Origin of the sequence: Lacrimispora sp., assembly GCF_047605665.1 — a bacterium.
In the GTDB taxonomy this organism is placed as follows: domain Bacteria; phylum Bacillota; class Clostridia; order Lachnospirales; family Lachnospiraceae; genus Lacrimispora.
Window position 1 is genome coordinate 13000 of record NZ_JASGFH010000008.1, and the last position, 16441, is coordinate 29440.

The window sequence follows — 16441 nt, forward strand, 5'->3', positions numbered from 1 at the left end:
ATTTGGCTAAATGCGGCCAAATTATTCATTCCGGGCGTTCGCCCTATAAAAAAACAGGCAGAAAGTTGGGCAGGTGAATGCGAGCACTCACCTGCCCAACTTTCTGCCTGTTTTTTTGCATGTCTAAACGTGAGCCAAAAATTGGAAATAAAATTTCTCCTGTCCATCGTATAAAAGCCCTCGGTTAAGTACATCATTTCTTTATGAGTAATAAAATGATGCGGAGGGAAAGATATGTCTGGATACAAAGTAGAAATTTGCGGCGTTAATACTTCCAAACTGCCTCTTTTAAGCAACGAAGAGAAGGAAGTCCTGTTCAAAAGGATTCTGGACGGGGACAAAAAAGCCAGAGAAGATTACATTAAGGGGAACTTAAGACTGGTTCTCAGTGTCATACAGCGTTTTTCCAACAGCAACGAAAATGTGGATGATTTGTTTCAGATTGGCTGCATCGGACTGATCAAAGCCATTGACAATTTTGACATTACCCAGAATGTCCGATTTTCCACCTATGCGGTTCCCATGATCATGGGCGAAGTGAGGCGCTACCTGCGGGATAACAATTCCATCCGGGTGAGCCGTTCCCTCAGGGACACCGCTTATAAGGCCATTTACGCCAAGGAAAACCTGATGAAGAAAAACTTAAAAGAACCCACTTTGATGGAAATCGCAGATGAAATCGGGGTGAGCAAGGAAGACATTACCTACGCTTTAGATGCCATACAAAGCCCTGTCAGCCTTTACGAGCCGGTCTACTCCGACGGCGGCGACCCGCTTTTTGTCATGGATCAGATCAGCGACAAGAAAAACTTAGAAGAAAACTGGGTGGAGGACATTTCTTTAAATGAAGCCATGAGGCGCCTTCCGGAACGGGAGCGGCACATCATTGACATGCGTTTCTTTGAAGGGAAGACCCAGACCGAAGTAGCAGAAGAAATCCATATCAGCCAGGCACAGGTAAGCCGCCTGGAAAAAAATGCACTGAAAGCCATGAAAAATTATCTTTCTTAGGCAATGCATATAAGCCCACCTTTCCATATAGAAAGGCAGGCTTTTACATAACTACATTAAATTCTCTACAGTCTTAACCACATTCTCTACGGTAAATCCGAACTTTTCAAACAGCAGTTCTGCCGGAGCCGAGGCACCGAACCCATGCATGGTCACATAGGCCCCGTCAAGCCCCACATATTTTCCCCAGCCAAAATCAGACAGCGCTTCTACCACAACTCTTTTGCGGACTTCTTTCGGAAGTACGGACTCTTTATATTCCTCACTCTGCTGCTCAAATACATCCATACACGGCATGCTGACCACCCGGATGCTGATACCGCGGTCTTTTAACACCTTAGCTGCTTCTGCTGCCAGGGACACTTCGGAACCGCTGGCGATGAGAATAGCATCAGGCGTCTTTCCATCGCAGTCCTTAAGAATATAACCGCCCTTTAAAGCTTCCTTGCCGGAGCCCTCAAGCTGAGGCAGGTTCTGTCTTGTCAGCACCAGAGCCGTAGGACTGTCTTTTGACGCGGCCGCATAATACCAGGCGGCAGCCGTTTCTGTGGCATCAGCCGGACGGAACACGTTAAATCCCGGCATAGCCCGAAGCATGGCAAGCTGTTCGATAGGCTCGTGAGTCGGTCCATCCTCTCCCACTCCAATGCTGTCATGGGTGAACACATACGTAATGGGCAGTTTCATCAGGGCGGACAATCTGGCCATAGGCTTCACGTAATCGCTGAACACAAAGAATGTGGATACAAAGGCCCGAAGTCCTCCGTGAAGGGCCAGACCGTTTCCCATAGCCGCCATGGCCAGCTCCCTCACTCCGAAATGGATATTTCTTCCCCCGTAATTGTCTTTGGAGAAATCACCCATGTCCTGCATGTAGGTCTTGGTGGATGGGGCCAGGTCGGCAGCTCCGCCAACCAGACCGGGCAGAACATTCTTCAAACGGTTTATCATGATTCCGGATAAATTTCTGGTTGCCTGAGGCTTGTCCTCATAAGCCCAAAAGCTTTCATCCTCTAAAACGGCCTTTGCAGCATCCAGGTCATGATACTGATCCCATAAAGCTTTCATCTCCGGATAAGCGGAGCAGTAGCTCTCATACAGCTCATTCCAGGCTTTTTGCGCCTCTGCACCCTGCTCTGCCAGTTCCTTGTAATGGTCATAGACATCCTGAGGCACGAAAAACGGCTCCTTGCTCTCCCACTCCAGGTTCTCCTTAAGCGCTTCCACATGCTCTGCTCCAAGGGGTTCTCCGTGAGCGCTGGCTTTTCCCTGTTTTCCGGGACAGCCGTAGCCGATCTGGGTTTTTACCGTAATAAAGGAAGGGCGCCCTTTGTCAGCCTTTGCTTCTTCAATGGCCTTTCCAATTGCTTCTAAATCATTTCCATCCTCTACGGTCAGGGTCTGGAAGCCAAACGCTTCCATCCTCTTTTGAACATTTTCCGTAAAGACGATGTCAGTGCTTCCTTCAATGCATATCTTGTTGGAATCATACAGAACGATGAGTTTGGAAAGACCCAGGGTCCCTGCCAGGGAAAAAGCTTCCGAAGAAATTCCTTCCATCATACATCCGTCTCCGCCCAAAGCGAAGGTGTAGTGATCAACAACAGGATACTCCGGCTTGTTGAATACGGCTGATAAATGGGCTTCCGCCATAGCCATTCCAACTGCCATTCCCATACCCGCTCCAAGAGGGCCTGTGGTCGCTTCCACACCTGTGGTATGGCCGTATTCCGGATGACCCGGAGTCAAGGAGTCCTTCTGGCGAAACTGCATCAAGTCCTCCTTTTTCAGGCCATAGCCAAATAAATGAAGAAGAGAGTATAACAGGGCAGAGCCATGGCCTCCCGACAGAACAAAGCGGTCTCTGTTCTCCCATTTTGGGTCAGCCGGGTTGTGGTTCATATGATGGGCCCACAGTTCGTATGCCATGGCGGCGGACCCCAGGGGAAGCCCTGGGTGGCCGGAGTTTGCCTTTTGCACGGAATCTGCTGCCAGTATGCGGATCGCATTGACTGATTTGTATTCTTTGTTCATATCTTAACCTCCCTGCTGGTTATTACTCCCCAAATACCTTCCGGTAATCATCCTGGAATTTTGCAATTCCCTGATCTGTTAAGGGATGCTTGGTCATCTGAACAATAACGCTGTAGGGAACCGTTGCAATATCAGCTCCCGCTCTGGCGCAGTCAATGACATGGATTGGATGGCGCACGCTGGCGGCAATAATCTGGGCTTTGATATCATGAACCTGGAAAATATCCATGATTTCCTGGATCAGATCAATTCCCGGCATGGAAATATCATCGAGACGGCCTAAAAACGGAGAAACATAGGCTGCCCCTGCCCTGGCTGCAAGAAGAGCCTGGGCTGCTGAAAATACAAGAGTTACATTCGTATTAATCCCCTCAGAAGACAGCACTTTTGTGGCCTTTAAGCCTTCTACCGTCATGGGAATCTTCACAACCATGTTCGGATGAATGGCTGCGATCTCCCGGCCTTCCCTTATCATGCCTTCCGCATCAACTGTGGTGGCTTTTACTTCGCCGCTGATGGGTCCGTCCACAATATCAGTAATCTCCTTGATCACTTCCTTAAAATCTCTTCCCTCTTTGGCAATGAGAGAAGGATTGGTAGTCACTCCGCAGATCACTCCCATGTCATTGGCTTTTCTGATATCTTCCACATTTGCTGTATCTAAAAAAAACCTCATATTTCATTCCTCCTCAAAATTTTTCCAGAACGTTTCTTCCATGCACTCCTCAAACGACCGGATAAACCGATGGCTGTGAGTCCCATTCTCCCCTGGGGTCTCTGCCGGGCAATACCAGAGAGCATGCATCCCGCTCTCCTTCGGAGCCTGTACATCACCGTTTAGGCTGTCACCGATAAAAAGGCATTCAGAAGCCCTGCACCCGGCCTTTTCCAGACAGATTTCATAAAAACCGGGGCTGGGTTTTTCCGTTCCCGCTTCCTCGCTGGTAACCAGCCAGTCCATATAAGAAGCGGCTCCCAGCTTCTCCAGCTTTTTATACTGCATATAAGCCGTCATATTGGTAGCCACTCCGATTCCCTTTCCCCGGCGCTTTACGTCTTCCATAAATTCCAAAAGGCCAGGCTGGGGGCTCATTCCTTCCAGAAGAGTCCCCCAGTAAGAATCGCTCATGGCCAGGGCATGGGGGAAAACAGGCTTGTCCAGAAGTTCCAGCATGCACTGATAGCGCAGCAGCCGGTTGTGAATTGCCGCATTGTCCTTTCCCAGCCGCTCCTCCAGCCTCTTTCCAGCCTTTGCCATGGCAGGCATAAACATCTCCCCTGTTATGCCCGCATGGTTCAGACAGTAATCCTTAACAGCCTCAAGGCCTCTGCGGTTACCGGTTGTATAATCATACATGGTGCCGTCAATATCGAAAATAACTGTTTTTATCACGGTTTATGCTCCTGTTTTTTGGCCATAATAAGCATTGGCTCCGTGTTTTCTCAAATAATGCTTATCCTGCAGAGCCTGAGGCGCAGGAGTGTTATCCGGATTGATCTGCTCACACCGCAATGCCATCTTTGCCACTTCTTCCAGCACCACTGCATTGTGCACGGCATCCATGGCATCCTTTCCCCAGGCAAAGGGGCCGTGATTTTTGCAAAGACAGGCCGGCACAGCCATGTATTCCTTGTCCTTGAAATAATCCACGATTAAAAGTCCTGTGTTCTTCTCATATCCCTCTTCAATTTCTTCCGGGGTAAGACAGCGCAGGCAGGGAATCTCTCCGTATATATAATCCGCATGGGTGGTGCCGTAGCAGGGAATCCCCCGTCCGGCCTGGGCCCAGCTCGTCGCCCAGGAAGAATGGGTATGCACGATTCCTCCCATCTTTGGAAATGCTTTGTAAAGCTCTAAATGGGTGGCGGTATCGGATGAAGGATTGTATTCCCCTTCCACCCGGTTGCCTTCCAAGTCCATGACTACCATATCTTCCGGTTTCAGCTTGTTATAATCCACTCCGCTGGGCTTGATGACAAACATGCCGCTCTCCCGGTCAATGGCGCTGACATTGCCCCAGGTAAAGGTGACAAGCCCATATCTGGGAAGTTCCATATTAGCTTCGTAAACAATCTGTTTTAAGGCTTCTAACATGTTTTACCTCCTATGCTTTCAGTGTATACATGGCAATCTCATCAATACCGTGGTTGGTGCATATGATGACATCATTTCCGTCCTTAGTATACTTGTATACATTCGCAGGTCCGCAGTCTCTGTCGATGATCTCCGTTTCATAGGCCTTCGTGGAAGGATTAAAGCGAAGGGCAAACAGATTGCGGGCTCCCTGCCTGTGTCCGATCACCAGAGCCGGCTTTTGGCACAGCATTCCACCGTAAATGGCATGGTTGAACTCGGCAGGCTGGTCGTAAACGTAGACTTCCTTGTACTCTTCCCCTGTCTTCTTCCAGATGCTGATCTTATCGCCATGGAATGGGGAAATCACCGCCAGTTCCTTTTCTCCGTCCTCGTCAAAATCCACTAAAACCGCATCGCTGGCAGCTTCAGTTATCAACTGACGGATTTCCCAGGGCTCTGACGGAGCAGCAGGAGGAATAAACTGGTACACTCCGCTGTCACAGGATATGAGGCTGGTCTGAACTCCCTGCTCTTCCACACGGTAATAACCGTGGTTTTTCAGCATATTGTCCTTGATCACTTCCAGCTTCAACTGATTGTCCTGATTATATCCGCTTAAATCCACAGGAAGAACCGCTGCATACACCTTTCCAGGGTTGGACCAGTCATCCTTAAACTCATGTCCGGATTTTAAGGTACATGCGATTAAGTAGTTGATTCCGTTTCTTTCAATAATATTGAACCTGTGGACGAAAGGAAGGTCTGCTAGAGTCCTCACCTCCCAGCCGCCTTCTTCCTGGGGGGTCACGATAACGATTCTGGCCTCCTTGGAGTCGTTGGGGGAATAAAATTTATGAGTTGCCAGAAACTGTCCGTCTGTGCCCGGAACCTGAACCATGGTCATAACACCGCCCGGCTCTGTCCAAAGGGTGTCCTCCAGATTGCCGTCTGTGTCAAACAGAAGGCAGCGGTCCACTTTTTCCGCCGCAACCAGGATATGATCGCTTTCTTTATAGCGGAGCGGGGCTATGGAATAACATTTCGTCAGATTCCCCATCACCTTTTTTTCAATGTTCATAATGATTGATCCCCTTTCATTCCTGTTTCATCAGTATCCCGGACATCTTAAGATTTGCCGCAGATAAGTCTTCTTGCCAGGACGGGTTTCCCGTATACCAGAATTCTGTCACATATTTTCTTACCCCAAGCTCCCATGCCGTCGCAACAGCCTTTTCAAAATCCACATGGCCTTCGCCGTAAGGAACCTCACGGAATATGCCCGGTTTTGTCTCCTTTAAATGCATGGCGGCCAGACGGCCCTTTCCGAGCTTTAAATCCTCTGACACATCGGTTCCGTAAGTGATTGCGGCATTGGTGATATTTCCTATATCGGGATAAACATTTAAGTATACAGAAGAGATCAGGTTCACATACTTCATGGATTTTTCCACCGTATTCATGAATTCCGTCTCCATGGTTTCAAATCCCAGAACCAGACCTGCACGGGCAGCCATATCAGCAGCTTTCTTTAAGTTTTCCTCAAAATACTGTTTTGTTTCTTCATCCGATTCTTCATAATACACATCGTATCCGGCCAACTGAATGATCCTGATGCCCAGATCCGATGCCAGCTCAATGGCTTTGTCCATGATTTCCAGACTTCTTTCCCTGACTGCCGGATCATGGCTTCCCAGAGGATATTTCCTGTGTCCGCTAAGGCACATGGTTCCTATGGGAATGCCAATCTCCTTCATCAGTTCTGTCAGCTCCAGACGCTCCTTTAAAGTCATATCAAGCCGCTTTAACTTTTCATCGGTCTCGTCCACACTCATTTCCAGAAAATCAAAACCCGCCTCTTTTGCAGCTTTCAGCTTTTCTTTCCAGCTCAAATTTGCAGGCATTGACTTTTCATATAATCCAAGGGTATAGGCTTTCATTTAAAAATCTCCTTTTTTCACCTGGTGGATCTGCACTCCAGCCTCCTTAAATTCATTTAAAATATCTTCGGGAGCCTTTTCATCTGTGATCAGATGCTGAACTTTACCGATATTGCAGCTTGAGAAGCTGCTGTTCTTTCCTATCTTCGTATGGTCGGCCAGGATATACAGCTCGTACCTCGTGTGTTCGATCATCAATTCATTTAAACATACTTCGTTGATGATCTCGGTGGTCATTCCGGACATGACCGAAATTCCCGAACACCCCAAAAATGCCTTTTTCGCATAGATGTTTTGAAGGTTTCGGACTGCAAAATCTCCTACCATGGCTTCCTTGGGATAGCGAAGCTCGCCTCCGGTCAGGATGATGCTTACCCCGGCCCCATGCTCACTGTTGATCGCCTTTCCGTTGTTGGTTATGACCGTAACATTTCTGGCATTGATGGATTCCAGCATCTGCAGGGCAGTGCTGCTGGTATTGATAAAAAGCGTATCATTGTCATCCACCAGGGTTGCGGCATAGCTGGCTATCAACCGTCTGTAAAGTAGTATTTCATTAGCCTGTGCAGGGCCCGTTTCAATGGGAATGGCCCCTCCGTGGCAGCGCTTTAAAAGCTTCCTGTCTTCCAGATACTGCAAATCCCTGCGGACCGTCACCACGGAAATCCCGCACTGCTCTGCCAGACTGTTGACGGACACCTTGGGGCTGTTTCTCACCACGTCCAATATATGCGCTCTTCTCTCCTCCACAAGGGCATACTCTCTTTTCATCGGTTCACCTGCACTTTCTATTCATATCTGATCACTGCTGCAATCCAGCGTTTATTCGATAATTCCCTCTTCTTTTAACTTGGTTTCAATTTCCTGAGCTGACATGACATTGCGCAGAGGGATGATGGTAACACCCTTATCCTTGGCATCTCCGAACATGTCCTTGAAGTTCTGTGCACAAACCAGCACATCGTACTGGGAAGCAGTGCTTTTTCCTTCTGAAAGGGGGCAGTGATGAACCTTCTGGGGCTTGATGTCATACTTTTTCAGCACTTTCTCCAAAGCCATCTGTGCCATCAGGCTTGAACCTGCTCCATTTGCGCAGCATACCAGAAAACTTAAACTCTTACCAGCCATAATACAAACCTCCTGAATTAAATTTTATTTATTAGTTTCTTTTAATTCTTTATATGCGTCATAATCCTCTGTCATAAGGAAGTAACCTTTTTTATCCTTCCAGTACTGAATCTGAGGAATTGCCAGCAGGAATACAAACACGATTGCGATTCCGGCGTAGCTTAAATACTTCATGACAACGGTGAACACCGGCCATACCACTGCCCAGTCCCACATTCCCAAGTATCCGCCGTAAGCAGCCATGCCTACCCAGCCTGCGATGAATGCAGAACCGAATACCTGAAGAAGACCTGAGATAAAGGGAAGGATAAGAGCAGCTTTCACTCCGCCCTTTTCATTTGCAAAAACACCGATGGTGGCATTGTCAAAGAATACAGGAACGAATCCACAGATGACAAGTACAGGACTCTTTAATGCGATCAAAGCAACGATGGCGAGAATCTGGCCGAAAAAGCCTGCCAAAAAGCCTAAGGTTACAGCGTTAGGAGCACCAAATCCGAAGATTACGGCACAGTCTACGCCAGGAACAGAACCGGGAAGAAGCTTGTCTGCGATTCCCTGGAAGGAAGCTGTCAGCTCTGCTACGAAGGTACGAACGCCCAACTGAAGGATTGCCAGATAAGCCGCAAAGTTCAGACATGTTTTTAAGATATAGAATAACATGCTGTCTGCCGGTTTCATAAACTCTCCTGTAACCAGATATTCCTTGCCAAGAACCAGAAGGATGGCTCCGAAGAATACCACCATTAAGATGGAGGTAGTTACCATGTTGTCATTGAACATGGACATAAAGCCCGGTAATTCAATGTCTTCAATCTTTCTTACTTTTTTATCTTTGTTCTTGCCTTCATTTCCAAAGAACTTGCCTGCAGCCCAGTAGCTGAATGCAGTTCCAAACATCTGCTGGTGAGCCATACAGAAACCTGCGCCGTCCGTTACTTCCTGACAGGCCTTGATGGTCAAGTTGGAACCAACTGCCCAGTAAGCGCCTAAAAGCAGAGACATTACCACAAGCATGGCAGCACGGTTTTCCAGAAGGAAGGGGCAGGCGAACATGATCAGCCAGTATGCTGTGGCAGCCTGCTGTACCTGAACGTTTCCGGTTGTAAATAAAGCGCGGAGCTTGGTGTATTTTGAAAAGCGCACCAGAAGGATGTTGACGATAAATGCGATAAACAAAAGGATCATCGCATCACCGAACCCTCTTCCGAACACTTCCTCCACGCCTGCTGTAACGGCGTTCTGTCCAAAATACGGGTCAATAACCATGGCGTTGATCTGGAATCTGTCTTTCAGTCCTACCAGTACGGGACGGAAGTTATTGACCAGACCGCCGGAACCTACCATTAAGATCAAATAGCCTACGATTGCTTTTGCTGTTCCAGCCAGTATATCATACCAGGGTTTTCCAAGCAAGATATAGCCTACCATAACGATAAGGCCGATCATAAAAGGCGGCTGCTGTAATATGTTTGTAGCAAAATAACTCCATATTTTCATTAAAATATCCATAAGTGTAATCCCCTTTTCCCTAATCCAAATATTGTTCCTGAATTTTCAGTAAATCCTCCGGACCTTTGGCTTTTTTCAGTTCAGCAATCACTTCTTCGTTGCAAAGCATATCAGATAACCGGCTCATATTGTCCAGGTGCTGATCCGAGTTGCAGGAAGCCAGCGTAAAGAAAAGCATGGCGTCCTTTTCCGGATCTTCCGGATCAAAGCTGACCGGGTTTTCCAGCTTCATAAAAGCAATGCTGGTTTTGTGAACCCCCTCTGCACCCTCCTGGGAGTGAGGCATGGCGATGTCAGGCAGAATAATGATATAAGGGCCGTATTTTTTAATACAGGCGATGATCTCTTCCTTATAATTGCATTCCACTGTTCCGTCAGCCTCCAGGCATTCACAGCTCATCCTGACCGCATCCTCCCAGTCCTTTGCTTCTCTGGCAAACTTATAATGATTCTTTTCCACGAAATCTCTAAGCATCTTTTCCCCTCTTTTCTGAAATTACAGCAGTGAACGGAACGGAATGTTCTGCGGTGCTTCAAAGCAGTCCTCAAAACCGCGTCTGTGGTGGTATGCACGTTTGTCTTTATCCGTAGGATAAACGTACTTTCCGCCTACCTCCCAGAAGAACGGATGGAACTTGTAATCCAGTCTGTCTTTCTTCATATCATAGAGTACCCTGATTTCATTGACATCTGCCATGAAGTTGGTCCATACATCGTAGTGGATGGGGATTACAACCTTGCAGTCCAAAGCTTCTGCCATGCGCAGAATGTCGCATGATGTCATCTTGTCTGCCATGCCCACCGGATTTTCTCCGTAAGAGCCAAAAGCCACATCGACATCGTAATCTTTTCCATGCTTTGCAAAATAAATGGAATAATGGGAATCGCCGCTGTGATAAATGTTTCCGCCGGGAGTCTTGATCAGATAATTGACGGACTTTTCATCCATGTCTGTCGGGCATTTTCCTGTCAGCTCCTCACGGTCCGGACCTGTGGAATCAGTCGTTACAAGGCAGGTTCTGTCAAAGGAATCCAAAGCTATGATTTCAATGTCTTTGATCTTGATGCTGTCTCCAGGTACAACTGTGATACAGCGCTCTGCGGGAACTCCCCACTTCTGCCAAAGCTCAACGGATTTCTTGGGGCCGATAAATGGAACCGGAATTTCCTTTCCGTTCTCATCGACGGTGGTCAGCTTGCTCTGGATCACGTGTGCCGCATATTCTGCGCTCATGTGGTCCTGATGGTAATGGGTTGCCAGTACCGCATCCACCTGCTTGATCGCAAATGGGTCGATGACAAATGGAACTGCCCTTAAATTAGGCTGCATGTCTCTTGCACCGCACATGTTTGCCATCTGGTGTCCGACTGCCATCTTTCCGTTTCCATGGGAACGCTTTCCGTTTCCGCACCATAAGTCCACGGTAATGTTGCAGCCGCCCGGTGTTTTGAACCACATGCCTGTACATCCAAGCCACCACATAGCTACGGTTCCTGGTTCCACGATCTCATTCTCGATTTCCTCGTTCAGCCAGGTACCCCATTCAGGGAACGTGCTCATAATCCAGCTTTCCCTTGTGATTTCATCCACTTTACTCATTTGAACATCCTCCTTTATTTTATGATTGTTTTATGATCGCTTTTGCGCGACTTTCTCTTTAACAACTAGATAATATCACGTTAAATCCCACTTTTCAAGAGCGTTAAATGACCGCTTTTGCATTATATGTTTGTTTTCGATTTTTTGTGTAATTTATATATTTAAAACCATATTTTTTGTGCATATTTTACCCTATATATTATCCTAAATTTTTACAATGTGAAATCATTCACAACATAAATGATTTTACAATCCTGCTTCCGTCGAATTATCATTGTTTTTAAATTTCTAGGTACTTTTTACAACCCTTTTTATGATCGTAATTATGATCATAAAAATACAAAAATCCCGTTCCCCAAACATGAGCGCTAAAAATCAAAAAGACTCTGTGCAAGCAGCAGAATGAGTGCAATGACCCTTTATCAACTGCCTGCAGAAAGTCTTTTTACCACAAAACCCTTTATTCAAATCTCACGATTTCTTTTTTCAATCTCTTCATGATCTTCTTTTCCAGCCTGGATATGTAAGACTGAGAGATACCCAGCAAATCCGCAACTTCTTTCTGGGTCATCTCTTCCCCCTCCTCATCCGTAAGTCCGAACCGCAGTTCCACGATCTTTCTCTCCCTTGGGCTCAAACGGCTGATGGCGGTATTAAGCAGGTTCCGTTCCACCTCGGTTTCCAAATCCTTATAAATCACATCTTCCTCTGTTCCCAGAATATCGGATAAAAGGAGCTCATTGCCATCCCAGTCCACATTCAAAGGCTCATCAATGGACACCTCCATCTTGGTCTTGTTGTTCCGGCGCAAATACATGAGTATTTCGTTTTCAATACAGCGGGAAGCATAAGTAGCCAGTTTTATATTTTTTGTAGGATTAAAGGTGTTGATGGCCTTAATCAAACCGATAGTCCCGATAGAAATCAAATCCTCCACCCCAACGCTGGTGTTGTCAAACTTCTTTGCAATGTAAACCACAAGCCGCAGATTGTGTTCGATCAGCTCTGACTTGGCTTTTTGATCGTCTTCTCCCCCAAGAAGAGCGATGATCTGCGCCTCCTTCTCATTGTCCAAAGGCGCAGGCAGAATGTCTGCTCCTCCAATGTAATGCACCTCTCCCTTAGAAGGCATCATCAGGGTCTTAAAAGTTGGAATGGCTTTAAACTGGAAACGGTTTGGTACTGAAACTTTTATAATCATGTCAATATATTCTCCTTTACATCTTTCATTCACTCTTCATGCAGAAGCATTTGATACCCTCCATCTTCCGACAGCGGTCTTTTGCAGACAGCTATCAGAGGCCTCTCAATTACCTTGCTTTCGTCGCCTTGGCGTACCTCCATCTGATCCAAAAAAATTCCGGGCATCATACCGCCGCTTTTCCCAACGCTTTCATATGGGATATAAACGACCTCTGTCACGATCTCACACAGCTCCCGGACAGCTTCATAAGTCACAACATGAACAGGACGGCGGCTCACTGGTTCATACAGCCTGTTTCCCGTATCAAGGAGAGCGGTCACCTTTTTTTCCTTTCCCTTATAGTGCATGGTGACTTCATAAAAATTGCTCTTACCCTTTAACACGCCGGGAATCCGCCATAAAAGATAACGGATTCCGAAATAAGTGGCTGCTGCAAGAAAAATCAACCGGTAAAGAGGAATCGCTCCCCTGCTGTTTCCCTCAAGAATCTGTTCTATATAATAACCGGCCTTCGTATGCTGATACAGGGCATTTATGACTCCTGACATCACTACGGCTGCCACATAAAGCGCTCCCACCGCTTTCCCTATATCCCTTGGTCTCTTTAAACAGAAGGCCGTCATTACCATCAGGGCACTCACAGCCCCGTAAGTAATGGCCATCTCAAGCCATAAGGGCAGATACGGAAATGCGGCAGCAAACACAGCCCACGCTGATCCCAGACCAGCCCCCAGAATCATTCTCCATCTCATGAGGCGAAATCTCAACCCCCTCCTGACAATGGATAAGATCATAAAATTCATGGTAAAATTAATCAAGAACAACACATCTATGTACAGGTTTATTTCCGTTGCTGCATTCACCTCCTGCCCTGTAGGAACATTATATCTGCCATGCCTTCCAGAATTTGTCAAAACCTTGGGGAAGATTCCTGTTTTTCATCGTCTTTTTCCCCTCTTTCCCGGCATATAGCGACAGGCTCTTAAGACCATACGTTCCCTTTTTCCCTTTCACCGCCGGACTTTCCTCTTCCCTGCGCACAAAAAAACAGCCGGACACGGGGATAAAGCCGTGTTCGACTGTTTTTCACATTTCATTTTTTATTGTCGATTTATCACAATATTCAGCAGTGCAGAAATATGGCACTGCTGACACTGCGAAAAAGTTCAGTTAAGCCAACTGGGAAAGTCTTTCTTTTACCTGTTCCATCATCTGGGCATACTTCTCAAGCTTGGCCTTTTCCTCCTGGATTTTGGCCTCCGGAGCCTTGCTGACAAATTTCTCATTATTCAGCATGCCCTCTACCCTGGCAAGTTCCTTGCCCAGCCGTTCTTCTTCTTTTTTAAGGCGCTCAATCTCCTTTTCAATATCCACCAGCTCTGCAAAAGGCATGTAGATCACTGCCTGAGGGATGACAGCGGATACCGCATCCTCAGCGATTCCGCTTTTATCCTTCTGCAAATACACCTCTCCTGCATAACCCAGGGAAGCGAAGAATATCTTGCTGCGCTCAAATATATCAAGAATCTCCTGATTCTCGGAGACAACGTATACCTTAGCCTTCTTGCTTGGCGGAACGTTCATGGAGGTGCGCACATTCCGGATTGCCCTTACAGCTTCCTTAATGGTTTCCACCGCATGCTCCTCAGCCTTGAAATTCCACTCCTCCTGATACTCCGGCCAGTTTGAAATCATGATGGATTCCTCTTCATCCTGAAGATTGCAGAAGATTTCCTCGGTCAGGAAAGGCATATAGGGGTGGAGAAGCTTTAAGGAGTTGATGAGAACAGTCTTTAAGGTCCAGATGGCCGCTGCCTTTGTCTCATCCTGGTCATCCCACAGCCTTGGCTTCACCATTTCAATATACCAGTCGCAGAATTCCTCCCAGATAAAGTCATAAACCTTTTGAAGGGCGATTCCCAGTTCGTATTTATCCAGATTCTCCGTCACATCCTTTGCAAGGGTGTTGACCTTGGAAAGAATCCATTTATCCGCCATGGTGAGCTGGGAAAGGTCTGCTTTTGCTCCCTGGGCCTTTTCAATATTCATCATGATGAAGCGGGAAGCATTCCATACCTTGTTGGCGAAGTTCCGGCTGGCTTCCACCCTCTCCCAGTAAAAACGCATATCATTTCCCGGAGCATTTCCTGTAATCAGGGTCATGCGCAGGGCATCAGCGCCGTATTTTTCAATGACCTCTAAAGGATCGATTCCGTTTCCTAAGGATTTGCTCATCTTCCGTCCTTCGGAATCCCTGATCAGTCCGTGGATCAAAACAGTGTGGAAAGGAAGCTTTCCTGTCTGCTCAATGCCGGAAAATACCATACGGATGACCCAGAAGAAAATGATGTCATAACCTGTTACCAGCACATCTGTGGGATAAAAATACTTGAGGTCCTCTGTTTCCTCAGGCCAGCCCAATGTGGAGAAAGGCCAGAGAGCAGAAGAAAACCAGGTATCAAGAGTGTCTTCATCCTGAGTGAGATGAGTTCCTCCGCATTTGGGGCAGGCTGCGGGAGCTTCCGCTGACACTGTGATTTCCCCGCACTGACCGCAATAGTAAGCAGGAATCCGGTGGCCCCACCAAAGCTGCCTGGAAACGCACCAGTCCCGGATATTTTCAAGCCAGTGAAGATAAATTTTGTCAAACCGCTCCGGAACGAATTTAAGCGCCCCTGTCTTTAAGGCTTCAATGGCCGGCTTTGCCATTTCCTCCATCTTCACAAACCACTGCTGTTTTACCATGGGCTCTACGGTAGTCTTACAGCGGTCATGAGTGCCTACCGCATGAGTATGAGGCTCTACCTTTACCAAAAGTCCCTGGTCCTCCAAGTCCTTTACAATGGCTTTTCTGGCTTCGTACCGCTCCATTCCGTGATACTTGCTGCCCGGAAGGTTGATGGTGGCATCGTCGTTCATGATACAAAGCTCCGGCAGATTGTGTCTCTTTCCTACCTCAAAGTCATTGGGGTCGTGGGCCGGGGTGATCTTCACGCAGCCGGTTCCAAATTCCTTATCAACATAAGAATCCGCAACAACCGGAATCTCACGGTCTGTCAGAGGGAGCTTTAACATCCTTCCCACCAGATTCTGATATCTCTCATCCTCCGGATTGACTGCCACAGCAGTATCTCCCAGAAGGGTCTCCGGCCTGGTTGTGGCGATCTCCACAAACCGGTTTTCTTCCCCTGCAATGGGATAATTGATGTGCCAGAAAAAGCCGTTCTGATCCTCATGCTCTACCTCTGCATCGGAAATAGTGGTCTGGCATACCGGACACCAGTTGACAATACGGGAACCCTTGTAAATGTATCCTTTTTCATGAAGCCGGATAAATACCTCCTGAACAGCCTGGGAACAGCCTTCATCCATGGTGAACCGCTCTCTGTCCCAGTCAGCGGAAGAGCCCAGCTTGTGAAGCTGGTTGATAATCCGTCCGCCGTAATCTTTTCTCCAGTCCCAGCATTTTTCCAGGAAGCCTTCCCTGCCTAAATCAGCCTTGTCGATTCCCTGTTCCTTTAAGCTTTCAATAACCTTTACTTCCGTGGCAATAGCCGCATGGTCTGTGCCCGGCTGCCAAAGGGCCTCATAGCCCTGCATCCTCTTGTAACGAATCAAAATATCCTGCATGGCATTGTCCAAAGCATGGCCCATGTGAAGCTGGCCTGTGATGTTAGGCGGGGGCATCACAATGGTAAAGGGCTTTTTATCTTTATTGGGTTTTGCATGGAAATACTTTTTTTCCAGCCATTTTTCATAAAGCTTGCTCTCAATCCCTGCCGGATCATAAGTCTTTTCTAACTCTTTCATAAACTTCTCCTTTTTCTGACTATTGTATTGGACATTAAAAAAGCCCTCTGCATCCTGGGATGCAAAGGGCGAATCAACGCGGTACCACCTTTTTTCATACGGCATACTGCCATATCTCAAAGCCTTTA

General features: G+C 47.3%; 16 protein-coding genes and 1 other annotated feature (1 of these 17 cut by a window edge). Of the genes, 1 reads left to right on the forward strand and 15 read right to left on the reverse strand.

What is annotated here, in order from left to right:
- Positions 1-234 precede the first annotated feature (234 nt).
- Entirely contained in the window at positions 235-1011 is a 777-nt protein-coding gene (gene sigG, locus QM657_RS08085; RefSeq protein WP_415066101.1) for an RNA polymerase sporulation sigma factor SigG, read from the forward strand.
- Positions 1012-1062: 51 nt separating this feature from the next.
- On the opposite strand, the gene tkt is transcribed toward sigG, so the two are convergent.
- The 15 genes from tkt to QM657_RS08160 form a co-directional block, all read right to left on the reverse strand.
- Positions 1063-3045 (reverse strand): transketolase, encoded by a 1983-nt coding sequence (tkt, locus tag QM657_RS08090; RefSeq protein ID WP_415066102.1) that lies wholly within the window; start codon positions 3043-3045, stop codon positions 1063-1065.
- A gap of 22 nt (positions 3046-3067) precedes the next feature.
- Positions 3068-3721: a fructose-6-phosphate aldolase gene (fsa, locus tag QM657_RS08095; RefSeq protein ID WP_415066103.1), complete on the reverse strand. Its 654-nt coding sequence runs from the start codon at positions 3719-3721 to the stop codon at positions 3068-3070.
- Between the two features lie 3 nt (positions 3722-3724).
- Positions 3725-4438, reverse strand: a complete 714-nt coding sequence (locus QM657_RS08100) for an HAD family hydrolase (protein WP_415066104.1) — start codon at positions 4436-4438, stop codon at positions 3725-3727.
- Positions 4439-4441: 3 nt separating this feature from the next.
- Positions 4442-5140 (reverse strand): L-ribulose-5-phosphate 4-epimerase, encoded by a 699-nt coding sequence (locus QM657_RS08105; protein ID WP_415066105.1) that lies wholly within the window; start codon positions 5138-5140, stop codon positions 4442-4444.
- A 10-nt stretch (positions 5141-5150) separates the two neighbouring features.
- Positions 5151-6200, reverse strand: coding sequence for a hypothetical protein (locus QM657_RS08110; protein ID WP_415066106.1), 1050 nt, complete (start codon positions 6198-6200; stop codon positions 5151-5153).
- Between the two features lie 16 nt (positions 6201-6216).
- Positions 6217-7059 carry an L-ribulose-5-phosphate 3-epimerase gene (locus QM657_RS08115; protein WP_415066107.1) on the reverse strand — a complete coding sequence of 281 codons (843 nt, stop codon included), beginning with the start codon at positions 7057-7059 and terminating at the stop codon, positions 6217-6219.
- Positions 7060-7830 (reverse strand): DeoR/GlpR family DNA-binding transcription regulator, encoded by a 771-nt coding sequence (locus tag QM657_RS08120; protein ID WP_415066108.1) that lies wholly within the window; start codon positions 7828-7830, stop codon positions 7060-7062.
- Between the two features lie 51 nt (positions 7831-7881).
- The gene (locus QM657_RS08125; protein WP_415066110.1) at positions 7882-8187 is read right to left on the reverse strand and encodes a PTS sugar transporter subunit IIB; all 306 of its coding nucleotides are present in this window, start codon (positions 8185-8187) and stop codon (positions 7882-7884) included.
- Positions 8188-8211: 24 nt separating this feature from the next.
- A complete protein-coding gene (locus tag QM657_RS08130) occupies positions 8212-9699 on the reverse strand; it encodes a PTS ascorbate transporter subunit IIC (protein ID WP_415066112.1) in 1488 nt (495 codons plus the stop codon).
- A 19-nt stretch (positions 9700-9718) separates the two neighbouring features.
- Complete coding sequence (locus QM657_RS08135) at positions 9719-10174, reverse strand: PTS sugar transporter subunit IIA (RefSeq protein ID WP_415066113.1); 456 nt, start codon at positions 10172-10174, stop codon at positions 9719-9721.
- 21 nt (positions 10175-10195) lie between these two features.
- On the reverse strand, positions 10196-11299 hold the full coding sequence (ulaG, locus tag QM657_RS08140) for an L-ascorbate 6-phosphate lactonase (protein ID WP_415066114.1): 1104 nt from the start codon (positions 11297-11299) through the stop codon (positions 10196-10198).
- 460 nt (positions 11300-11759) lie between these two features.
- Entirely contained in the window at positions 11760-12500 is a 741-nt protein-coding gene (gene sigE, locus QM657_RS08145) for an RNA polymerase sporulation sigma factor SigE (RefSeq protein ID WP_415066115.1), read from the reverse strand.
- A gap of 29 nt (positions 12501-12529) precedes the next feature.
- Positions 12530-13366 carry a sigma-E processing peptidase SpoIIGA gene (locus QM657_RS08150; RefSeq protein WP_415066255.1) on the reverse strand — a complete coding sequence of 279 codons (837 nt, stop codon included), beginning with the start codon at positions 13364-13366 and terminating at the stop codon, positions 12530-12532.
- A 19-nt stretch (positions 13367-13385) separates the two neighbouring features.
- Positions 13386-13562, reverse strand: a complete 177-nt coding sequence (locus QM657_RS08155; RefSeq protein ID WP_415066263.1) for a hypothetical protein — start codon at positions 13560-13562, stop codon at positions 13386-13388.
- 111 nt (positions 13563-13673) lie between these two features.
- A complete protein-coding gene (locus QM657_RS08160) occupies positions 13674-16313 on the reverse strand; it encodes a valine--tRNA ligase (protein WP_415066116.1) in 2640 nt (879 codons plus the stop codon).
- 61 nt (positions 16314-16374) lie between these two features.
- Positions 16375-16441: a binding site (T-box leader), on the reverse strand; it runs 154 nt beyond the window's last position.